Source organism: Clostridioides sp. ES-W-0018-02 (assembly GCF_020658175.1).
GTDB lineage: Bacteria > Bacillota > Clostridia > Peptostreptococcales > Peptostreptococcaceae > Clostridioides.
Genome location: NZ_JACVVY010000026.1, coordinates 1 through 9,440, shown reverse-complemented (window position 1 = coordinate 9,440; position 9,440 = coordinate 1). Strand labels below are relative to the sequence as shown.

General features: G+C 28.5%; 9 protein-coding genes, 1 tRNA gene, 1 rRNA gene, 1 other RNA gene and 1 other annotated feature. Of the genes, 11 read left to right on the top strand and 1 reads right to left on the bottom strand.

Translation table 11 applies throughout. The features are described 5' to 3' along the window. Window positions 1-9: 9 nt before the first annotated feature. The 11 genes from rrf to IC219_RS20880 all read left to right on the top strand — a co-directional run bounded on the left by rrf (window position 10) and on the right by IC219_RS20880 (window position 7,660). A 5S ribosomal RNA gene (gene rrf, locus IC219_RS20930) occupies window positions 10-126 on the top strand. A gap of 131 nt (window positions 127-257) precedes the next feature. Further along, window positions 258-767 (top strand): transcription repressor NadR, encoded by a 510-nt coding sequence (locus tag IC219_RS20925; protein WP_227825475.1) that lies wholly within the window; start codon window positions 258-260, stop codon window positions 765-767. Window positions 768-778: 11 nt separating this feature from the next. Continuing rightward, window positions 779-1,660, top strand: coding sequence for a mechanosensitive ion channel family protein (locus IC219_RS20920; RefSeq protein WP_227437590.1), 882 nt, complete (start codon window positions 779-781; stop codon window positions 1,658-1,660). Window positions 1,661-1,786: 126 nt separating this feature from the next. After that, window positions 1,787-1,992, top strand: a binding site (T-box leader). A gap of 126 nt (window positions 1,993-2,118) precedes the next feature. After that, complete coding sequence (gene serS / locus IC219_RS20915; protein ID WP_227483911.1) at window positions 2,119-3,390, top strand: serine--tRNA ligase; 1,272 nt, start codon at window positions 2,119-2,121, stop codon at window positions 3,388-3,390. A gap of 318 nt (window positions 3,391-3,708) precedes the next feature. Continuing rightward, window positions 3,709-4,164 (top strand): nucleoside deaminase, encoded by a 456-nt coding sequence (locus IC219_RS20910; protein ID WP_227437594.1) that lies wholly within the window; start codon window positions 3,709-3,711, stop codon window positions 4,162-4,164. Further along, window positions 4,165-4,256 (top strand) — tRNA-Ser (locus IC219_RS20905). Between the two features lie 41 nt (window positions 4,257-4,297). After that, an RNA gene (gene ffs, locus IC219_RS20900) (signal recognition particle sRNA large type) lies at window positions 4,298-4,562 on the top strand. A 76-nt stretch (window positions 4,563-4,638) separates the two neighbouring features. Next, window positions 4,639-6,276: a DNA polymerase III subunit gamma/tau gene (gene dnaX / locus IC219_RS20895; protein ID WP_227483912.1), complete on the top strand. Its 1,638-nt coding sequence runs from the start codon at window positions 4,639-4,641 to the stop codon at window positions 6,274-6,276. Window positions 6,277-6,334: 58 nt separating this feature from the next. Beyond that, window positions 6,335-6,685: a YbaB/EbfC family nucleoid-associated protein gene (locus IC219_RS20890; RefSeq protein ID WP_227437598.1), complete on the top strand. Its 351-nt coding sequence runs from the start codon at window positions 6,335-6,337 to the stop codon at window positions 6,683-6,685. Between the two features lie 12 nt (window positions 6,686-6,697). Beyond that, on the top strand, window positions 6,698-7,297 hold the full coding sequence (gene recR, locus IC219_RS20885) for a recombination mediator RecR (RefSeq protein ID WP_227437599.1): 600 nt from the start codon (window positions 6,698-6,700) through the stop codon (window positions 7,295-7,297). 141 nt (window positions 7,298-7,438) lie between these two features. Further along, entirely contained in the window at window positions 7,439-7,660 is a 222-nt protein-coding gene (locus IC219_RS20880; RefSeq protein WP_227437601.1) for a hypothetical protein, read from the top strand. Window positions 7,661-7,724: 64 nt separating this feature from the next. Here IC219_RS20880 and IC219_RS20875 read toward each other — a convergent pair whose 3' ends face one another. Beyond that, on the bottom strand, window positions 7,725-8,930 hold the full coding sequence (locus IC219_RS20875) for an MGDG synthase family glycosyltransferase (protein WP_227437604.1): 1,206 nt from the start codon (window positions 8,928-8,930) through the stop codon (window positions 7,725-7,727). Between the last annotated feature and the right edge of the window lie 510 nt (window positions 8,931-9,440).

Below are 9,440 nucleotides of genomic sequence, written 5' to 3'. Positions count from 1 at the left end.
TAGAGATTATGTGGTTACAATAGCAGAGAGGATACACCTGTTCCCATTCCGAACACAGAAGTTAAGCTCTCTAGCGCTGATGGTACTTGGTGGGAAACTGCCTGGGAGAGTAGGACGTAGCCACGTAGTCTTTTTTTATTGTTTGCTATAAAATCTAAAATTAAACAGAATATAAACTCTGTATTGATTTATACTAAGATAAAATATAGAATTATATAATATAGACAAAAAGTTTTGATTTAGAAAGAAGGTATGATATGAATTCTAATGAAAGAAGAAACAAATTAATAGATATTTTAAAGGAATCCAAGCATCCTGTAAAAGGTGGAGTGCTAGCAGAGCTATTAAATGTAAGCAGACAAGTAATAGTACAAGATATAGCGCTTATAAGAGCTAAAGGTTTTGAAATAATAGCGACACCTCAAGGATATATAATATATAATCAACCATATTTTTCCAGACAAATAAAGTGTAAAAATCATAGAAATCCCCAAGAAATTTATGAAGAACTAAGAATTATTGTAGATTTGGGTGGAATTGTAAAAGATGTTATTGTAAATCATCCGACATATGGTCAAATAACTGCGGAACTTAATATTTATTCTAAAATGGATATAGATGATTTTATGATAAAAGTTGAAACAAATGAGTTTAAACAATTATCAGTTTTAACAGAATGTAGTCATATTCATACAATTGAAGCACTCAAAGAAAAAACTATTGAAGATATAATAAAAAAACTAGATGACAGTGGAATATTATCATAAGGAGGAGTTAAATGAATTTTTTGTCATTGGCTAAGACTACTTCAACAAATAGTAATATAACGAAGAGAACTTTAGAAAATATGCTTAATAATTTCAGTGATAATATACCAAATATTATATATGCAATAACAATATTTATAATAGGTATTTATATAGCTAAGATAGTAAGAAAGATGGTTTCTAAATTTCTAATTAAATATGGAATGAGTAAAGGTGTAAATAATTTTATTGTATATGGTATATATATATCAATGCTATCCATCATATCACTGATAAGTTTAGGTATTATAGGAATACAAACTACATCAGTTGTAGCGGTCTTAGGAGCAGCTGGATTTAGTATAGGATTAGCATTTAAAGAAATATTATCAAACCTAGGTTCAGGCATGATTATTTTGTTTTTTAAGCCATTCAATATAGGTGATTATATTCAAGGGTCAGGTGTGGAAGGTACAGTTTCTGATATACAAATATTTAGCACTGTTCTTAAAACTCCAGATAATAAAACTATAATAATACCAAATTTTCAATTGACAAGTAATAATATAATTAATTACACACATCAAAATAAAAGAAGAATAGATTTTTCGTATAATATTTCTTATGACAGTGATATAGATATGGTTAAATCTATATTAAATGAAATTTTTACAAATGAAAAAAGGATACTAGATGATCCAAAGCCAATCATAGGGTTAAACTCTATAGGTAATAATACTATGCAAATAGTTGCTAGGCCTTGGGTTAAAACTGATGATTACTGGGATGTATACTTTGATATAATGGAAAAAGTTAAAAAGAAATTTGATGAAAATAAAATAGAAGTTCCATTTATTCCTGCTTCATTATTGTTTAATAACACAAGTAATTTAAATTCTTTAGATAAAAGATAATATTTTAATTAAACAAAAAAATCAAATTCAAGATAACAAATTAAAGAAAATTCTAAAAAAAATTGAATAATAGTATTGAAAGATGTTAATATATATAATATAATGATTATCAAATAAAACAATTAGTTAAAAGCATTGAAAGAAAATAGTAAAAAACAGGTTGTATTCAGAGAATGAGTGGATGGTGAGAACTCATTACAATGGTTTTTGAATCTACTCTAGAGCTTCTAGTTAAAGCTAGACGTTTACCTACGTTACAGGTCTGAGAGGATTGTACATATGGGTATAATCAATTAGGGTGGCAACGCGGATAAAAGATTTTCGTCCCTTTTATAGGGTAAACGGAGGTCTTTTTTTATTTTCAAAATTTGTTTAAACTAAGAATTTGCAGTTAAAAATGTTTTAATTTAAATTGGAATTATTAATTTATATTATAAAAATTATTAGGAGGAATTAATATGTTAGATATTAAAAGAATAAGAGAAAATTTAGATGATATTAAAAAAGCTATGGAAATAAGAGGCGAAAAAGAATTCGACCTTGATGCTGTAGTGGAATTAGATAATAAAAGAAGAGAGATACTTCAAGAAGTTGAAGTTATGAAAAATGAATTAAATGTAAACTCTAAAAAGATACCACAATTAATAAAAGAAGGAAAAGATGTAGAAGAGGAAAAAGCAAGATTAAAAGAATTATCAGACAAGATAAAAGGTATTGATGAGAAAGTAAAAGAAGTTGAAGGAAAAATGGAATATGCATTGATGAGAATTCCAAATGTACCTCATCCAGATGTGCCACAAGGTGAAACAGATGAAGATAATGTTCAAGTAAGAACTTGGGGAGAACCTACAAAATTTGATTTTGAACATAAAGCTCACTGGGATATAGGAACTGGTTTAGGGATATTAGACTTTGAAACAGCTGGAAAAATAACTGGTTCAAGATTTACTTTATATAGAGGATTAGGTGCTAGATTAGAAAGATCTTTAATGAATTTCTTCTTAAATACTCATACAGCTAAACATGGATATACAGAAGTTTTACCTCCATTTATGGCTAATAGAAATAGTTTTATAGGCACTGGTCAACTTCCTAAATTTGAGGAAGATATGTTTAAAATAGAAGGGCTAGAGTATTTCTTAATACCAACAGCTGAAGTACCTGTGACAAATATACATGCTAATGAGATATTAGATGTTGCAGAACTTCCAATAAAATATTGTGCATATACTCCTTGCTTTAGATCTGAAGCTGGTTCAGCAGGAAGAGACACAAGAGGTTTAGTTAGACAGCATCAATTCAATAAAGTTGAATTAGTTAAATTTGTTAAACCAGAGGATTCTTATAAGGAATTAGAATCATTAACTCATGATGCTGAAACTATGTTACAAATGTTAGGTCTTCCATATAGAGTTGTAAGAATATGTACAGGAGACTTAGGATTTACAGCTGCTTTTAAATATGATTTAGAAGTTTGGATGCCAAGTTATAATAGATATGTAGAAATATCTTCTTGTTCAAACTTTGAAGATTTCCAAGCAAGAAGAGCGGGAATAAGATTTAAAAGGGATAAAAAATCAAAAGCAGAATATGTTCATACATTAAATGGTTCTGGATTGGCTATAGGAAGATGTTTAGCTGCTATATTAGAAAATTATCAACAAGCAGATGGCTCTGTAGTGGTTCCAGAAGAATTAAGACCTTATATGGGTGTTGATGTTATAAAATAATTGTGTATTAATATTATATAATTGATAATATATTTTAAGATTAAAAATATACTGTAAGTAAATAGTAAATTAGAAAAAGTTATGAGATTTAATAATTTCATAACTTTTTATGTTAATATATATAATAGAATATTCATCATAAAAAGCTAAATATTTTCATAAATCAACATTTAATTAGACGTTGAAAAAATTTTTTTAGGTTAATTTAAATTAAATGTAGCTATGTATAGCAATATATTAAATAAACAAAATAAAATTAAGTTGAATTATAAAATGAATTATGATAAGATAAGTTTGTTATAAGTTTTGGGAGGAATTATGGAAAGTTCATTTTATATGAAAGAAGCATTAAAAGAAGCATATAAAGCATATAATAAGAGAGAAACACCAATAGGTGCTGTTATAGTTAAAGATAATCAGATAATAGCAAGGGCTCATAACCTTACAGAAACATTGAAAGATTCTACAGCTCATGCAGAAATTTTAGCGATAAAGCAAGCATCAGAAAAATTAGGTGGATGGAGATTGACAGATTGTGATTTGTATGTTACACTAGAGCCTTGTATAATGTGTAGTGGTGCAATAGTTAATTCTAGAATAAAAAAGCTTATAATAGGGACAAGACATATAAAAAATTCATATATAGAGAAACAGCATGAGTTTAAATTAGATTATTTTGATAATAATAATGTAAAAGTGGCTTTTGATGTTTTGCAAGAAGAATGCTCGATCATATTGCAAGAATTTTTTAAGGCATTAAGAAAAAGAGATTAAGGAGAGGTGGTCGAGTGGTCGAAGGCGCTCGCCTGGAAAGCGAGTATATGGGTAAAACTGTATCGTGGGTTCAAATCCCACTCTCTCCGCCAGAAACAATAAATAAAAGTAATTAAATATGGTTGTAATTTTGCTGTACTAGATGGGGAGGTAGCGGTGCCCTGTAACCTGCAATCCGCTATAGCAGGATTGAATTCCATCTAAAGGCTTATTTTTTGTAGGGCCGCCCTGAATAAGTGGTGTTGATGCTTAGGTCCTGCGCAATGAAAGCTCATGAACCCCGTCAGATCCGGAAGGAAGCAGCGGTAAGTGATCACTTTTGTGTGCCGCGGGGGTGCCTAAGTTGAGCTAACTGTTTTGGTAACGCCTATGGAATTAAGTCGATAGATGGTGTACAGCATTTAATATATAAAAGACTAATCCCTTAGATAATGAGGGATTTTTTTATTAATTTTACTAAAGAGAGGTAAAAAGATGCATAAAGCATTATATAGAGCATATAGGCCACAAAGATTTGATGATGTTGTTGGTCAAGAACATATTATTAAGACTTTAAAAAATCAAATATACAGTGATAATATAGGACATGCCTATTTGTTTTGTGGTACAAGAGGTACTGGAAAGACATCTACTGCAAAAATTTTTTCAAGAGCGGTAAATTGTTTAAATAAATTGAATGAAGAACCTTGTAATGAGTGTGAAATATGTGAATCAATATTAAAAGATAATACAATGGATGTTGTAGAAATAGATGCAGCATCAAATAATAGTGTAGATGATATAAGAGAGCTTAGAGAAAGTGTAAAATATTCTCCAGCTAATGCTAAATATAAAGTATATATAATAGATGAGGTTCATATGTTGTCTCAAGGAGCTTTTAATGCATTGTTAAAGACATTAGAAGAACCTCCCTCATATGTAATCTTTATATTAGCTACTACGGAACCTCATAAGATACCTGCAACTATTTTATCACGTTGCCAAAGATACGATTTTAAAAGAGTTACTGTTAAAGATATGACTCTTAGGATGAAAAAAATTTGTGAAGATGAAGGAATTGACATAGATGAAAAAGCTCTTAATCTGATATCTAGAAACTCTCAAGGAGCACTTAGAGATGCTCTTAGCATATTAGATCAGTGTATATCATTTGGAGAAAATACAGTAGACTATAAAGATGTTGTTGAGTTGATGGGAAGCGTGAATATAGAACAATTATTTGAGTTGTCTCAATGTATTGTAGCACAAGATACTAAAAAATCTCTTGAAATATTAAATGAATTTGTTTTATGGGGTAAAGATATAAGAAACCTTATAAATGATTTAATAGACCATTTTAGAAATTTAATGGTTTGCAAAGTATCATCAGAATTAGATGAAATAATCTCATTACCAGAAGAAACTATAGAGCAACTTAAATCTCAATCTGAGGACATAGATATGAATGATTTAATAAGAATTTTAAATATACTGTCAACAACTCAAGATGATATAAAATCATCTTCAAATCCAAGAGTCTTAGTAGAAATAACTATAATGAAGATTGCTCAGCCAATGTTTGATGAAAGTAAAGAAGCTCTTATTAAAAGGGTTGAGAATTTGGAAAAAATGATTGAAATGGGTAGCTTTAAAATTACAAATAATGATAGTGGTAAAGAAAAGGAATATGAGGATAATAGAGAAATAGATTCAAAAAAAGAAAGTATAGTTTATGAAGATGTAAAAAATGAAGATGTTCTACTTATAGAATCATCATGGAAAAATATACTTAAACAAATTAAAAAAGATAAAAAAATGCCAATATACGCTCTTTTAAGTGAGGTAAAAAGTTTTAATGTATATTCTAGCATGTTATATGTAATATTTGATGATAAATTTGATTTTGCAAAAACTAGATTAAGCTCCCCAGATACAATAAATTATCTAGAGAAGACTATAAGAGAAGTTTTAAATAGAAGCTTTAGTGTAAAAATAGTATTGTCATCAGAAGTCAAAGATATAAATCTTGAAGTTAAAGAAAAAAAAGACATTGGTGAAGAGATACTAAAGAACATAGTAAACGAAGATATACTAGAAATAAAAGATAGTATTGATGAAAATGAAAGTAAATAATAAAATACTATTATGATATAATAATAAAATGAAAATAAGTTTAGGAGGAATAGTGTTTATGGCTAAAAAAGGTTTTGGAGGCGGAATGATGCCTGGTGGTGGAAATATGAATAATTTATTAAAACAGGCTCAAAAGATGCAAGAAAACATGCAAAAAGCTCAACAAGAGTTAGAAAATAAAGAAGTAGAAGCTTCAGTTGGTGGAGGAGCAGTTACTGTAAAAGTTAATGGTAAAAAAGAAGTTTTAGATATAACTATTAAACCAGAAGTTGTTGATCCAGACGATATAGAAATGTTACAGGATTTAGTTTTAAGTGCAGTAAATCAAGCATTGAGAAATATTGATGATATACAAGCAAATCAAATGAGTAAGGTAACTGGAGGTATGAATATACCAGGGTTATTCTAGTAGGTGATATTTATGCAAGTTTATACAGGTCCGATAACGAGACTAATAGAAGAATTTTCAAAGCTTCCAGGAGTTGGAAGAAAGACTGCTCAAAGGTTGGCTTTTCATATTATTAATATGAATACTAATGATGTGGAGGCTTTATCTAAGGCAATTATAGACGCAAAAAGAGAGATAAAGTATTGTTCAATTTGTTGCAATATAACAGATACAGACCCATGTAGTATGTGCTCAAATAAGAATAGGGATTCTAGTACTATATGTGTGGTAGAAGATCCGAGAGATGTTGCAGCTATGGAGAGAATAAGAGAGTTTAAAGGGCAATATCATGTATTAAATGGGGTTATTTCTCCAATGGATGGTATTGGACCAGATATGCTAAAAATAAAAGAGCTTATACAAAGGCTTGGTAATCAAGATGTAAGAGAAATAATAATGGCTACAAATCCTACTATTGAAGGAGAAGCTACAGCTATGTATATTGCAAGATTAGTAAAGCCAATGGGAATCAAAGTTACTAGGATAGCTCATGGTCTTCCTGTTGGAGGCGATTTAGAATATGCAGATGAAGTTACAATATCGAAAGCATTGGAAGGCAGAAGAGAAATATAAAAATCGAGGTTACTACCTCGATTTTTGTAATTTTTTGGAGTTAAATTCAGATTAATTTTGATTTAGATTTATTGAATAAATCTCTTCTGTATTGTATAATTTGTTGTATAAATCATTTAAAAATTTTGATAGGGGTGCAACATGAAACCAATTATGAACTTAGAAGAACATAATGCAATGAAAGAAAAAAGAATTAAAAAAATGAAATCAAAAGACAAGCCTAAATATGATGATTTTGAGGAGATCAGTTTTTCTAACAAGAAAAAAACTAAGAAAACTCCAAAAAATAAAAATACTGAATTCAGAAATAACTATAAAAACTATCAGTATGATTATGAAGAAGATTTTTATGAACCAATCTAGCAATTAAATAATTAGAAGATAAAAAATCCCTAATAGGTATACTATAGGGATTTTATTTATTTTATTAATCAGAAATTATACTTAATACTAAATTAGCTATGTTTTGGGCTGAATTTGACTTTCTTATAGATTTTATATTTTTCTTTAACATTTCTAGCCTACTAGAGTCATCTATTAAAACTTTTAATAATATTGATAAATTATATTTCTTTGTAGTTCTAAGTGCTGCACCACAATTGGATAAGAAATCAAGATTTTCTTCTTCTTGTCCAGGGATATAATATGGAACTATCATGGGTACATCTTTTAATAGTGCTTCAGTTGTAGTAAGTCCACCAGGCTTACTGACTAAAACATCGATAGAAGCTAAAATATCATTCATTTTATTAGTGTATCCAAGTACACATACATTTTTGTCATGATAACGAGATACAAGTTTTTTTTCAATTTTCTCTTTTAAACTTTCATTTCTACCAGTTATTACGAGTATCTGAAAATCTCTATCTGTATCTAATAACTCATCAAGAGTTTCTTTTATATTCCCAGCTCCAAAACTGCCACCCATAAGTAAAACAGTTAATTTATCAGGAGATAAATTTAGTTCAGAAAGAACAATTTTTTTATCTCTATGAGAATGGAATGATTTTTCAACAGGGATTCCAAATGTTCTAATTTTGCTAGGCTCGACTCCATCAAATACTAATAATTCCTTTACATACTCATGACCAACAATATAGTAGTCAATCTCATTTTGTATCCATGTGGAATGAGTAGTATAATCAGTTAGTACAGAAATAAGTGGAGGAACATTAATAGTACTTGTATGATGCTTATAAAAATGATCAGTAGAAGCATTTATTTCATTATTATGTAAGTTAAAATTTTTTTTCAATGTACTTAGAGCAATCATTGGAAAAGGATGTGTACCTATAATTAAATCTGGCTTAGTGTTTTTAATGAGTTTTTTAAATTTTTTTGCCATAAATGTAATGATTAGATTATCTTTAAATTCATTTTTCGATAAAAGGTTTGTTTCAGATAATCTATATACACTTCCATATGCTTTGGGTGTATATATGGCGGATTTTTCATATCCTCTTGAAATTATTTTATCCATTATGTTATTGACTAATTTCAAACTGTCTATTATTTCGCACTCAACTGGCTCTCCATCAATTGTTTTGGATGTAAGTTCTTCTTTAATAGCTAGAGCCGCTCTATTATGTCCACCACCTGTAGAAGCAGACATGATTAATACTTTCTTGCTCATAATAAAATCCTCCTAAAATGTAGCATAGTATTTATATAATATTTTGATGTGTAAAAATGTCGTTCTCAATCAAATTATTGATAAATCATTTTTTAATAATAATCTAATACAAGATTACAAAAATTACAAGTGAAAGAAATGTAAATTAATTTTAAAAAAATGTGTATTGCTACAAATAAAAAATTTAAATATAGAATAAAAAGGAAAATTGGGCATAAAATATATATTAGTCCTATGAAATAGAGACTTTTGTTTATTATTAATTTCTGAGAGTTAAGCTGATAAAACATAGAAAAATTAAAAATCTAAAAAAAAATAAAAAATTATATTGACTTAGACAAATAAAGCTGATATAGTATTACTTGTCCTTAAGAAAAGGGCAGACATGAAAAATGAACTTTGAAAATTAAACAGTAGGTTAATTTATAAAAACAAGAAACAAACCATAAAGCCAGATATTTAGATAACAATAGTATCTGAGCCTGATAAACTTTTATTTGAGAGTTTGAT

Bases quoted from the DNA above. Each gene is read 5' to 3' on its own strand.
- IC219_RS20925 (WP_227825475.1), top strand. From the start codon at position 258: ATGAATTCTAATGAAAGAAGAAACAAATTAATAGATATTTTAAAGGAA.
- IC219_RS20920 (WP_227437590.1), top strand. From the start codon at position 779: ATGAATTTTTTGTCATTGGCTAAGACTACTTCAACAAATAGTAATATA.
- serS (WP_227483911.1), top strand. From the start codon at position 2,119: ATGTTAGATATTAAAAGAATAAGAGAAAATTTAGATGATATTAAAAAA.
- IC219_RS20910 (WP_227437594.1), top strand. From the start codon at position 3,709: ATGGAAAGTTCATTTTATATGAAAGAAGCATTAAAAGAAGCATATAAA.
- dnaX (WP_227483912.1), top strand. From the start codon at position 4,639: ATGCATAAAGCATTATATAGAGCATATAGGCCACAAAGATTTGATGAT.
- IC219_RS20890 (WP_227437598.1), top strand. From the start codon at position 6,335: ATGGCTAAAAAAGGTTTTGGAGGCGGAATGATGCCTGGTGGTGGAAAT.
- recR (WP_227437599.1), top strand. From the start codon at position 6,698: ATGCAAGTTTATACAGGTCCGATAACGAGACTAATAGAAGAATTTTCA.
- IC219_RS20880 (WP_227437601.1), top strand. From the start codon at position 7,439: ATGAAACCAATTATGAACTTAGAAGAACATAATGCAATGAAAGAAAAA.
- IC219_RS20875 (WP_227437604.1), bottom strand. From the start codon at position 8,930: ATGAGCAAGAAAGTATTAATCATGTCTGCTTCTACAGGTGGTGGACAT.